This is a genomic window from Streptomyces beijiangensis, from assembly GCF_017315755.1.
Lineage (GTDB): Bacteria > Actinomycetota > Actinomycetes > Streptomycetales > Streptomycetaceae > Streptomyces > Streptomyces beijiangensis.
In genome coordinates this window covers 1-537 of the sequence record NZ_JAFLRJ010001197.1, presented here as the reverse complement: position 1 = coordinate 537, position 537 = coordinate 1, and the positions used below count along the sequence as shown (strand labels likewise).

Here is a 537-nt window from a genome sequence, read left to right as displayed (position 1 = left end):
GTCGGGAGGGCGCCGGTCAGCCCGCGGCAGCCGCGAGGTCGGGCCAGAGCAGTGCTGCGGAGCCCCAGGTGAGCCCGGCCCCGAAGGAGGTCAGCAACACCCGGTGTCCCGCCCGTAGTTCGGAGCGGGCGGCCGCGTCCGCGAGGGCGAGCGGGATGGAGGCCGCGCCGGTGTTGCCGACCCGGTCGATGTTGGCGATGTGACGGTCGGCAGGGAGGGCGAGGCGCTCCCCCACCGCGGTCAGGATGCGGGCGTTCGCCTGGTGCGCGACAAGGCGGTCGACGTCGGGCACGGTCCAGCGGGCGCTCTCCAGCACCGCACGCGAGGACTCCGTCATCCGGGTCACGGCGTGCTGGAAGACCTCGCGCCCCGCCATCTGAAAGTGGCGGTCGCCGGGGGTGTACCGGTCCGGTTCGGCCCGCTCGCGCGCCCCGCCGCCGGGGACCGCGATCAGGTCGTGGCCCGTACCGTCGCTGCCCAGGTCGAAGGCGAGCACACTCCCCGGCTCCCCGTGCTCGCCCCGGCGCAGCACCACGG

Annotated in this window: 1 protein-coding gene; it reads right to left on the bottom strand. The window is 75.6% G+C overall.

Going from position 1 to position 537, the window contains the following annotated elements:
- Positions 1-16: 16 nt before the first annotated feature.
- On the bottom strand, positions 17-537 hold a 521-nt coding region (locus tag J0695_RS41150), incomplete at its 5' end, for a 3-oxoacyl-[acyl-carrier-protein] synthase III C-terminal domain-containing protein (RefSeq protein WP_277990115.1).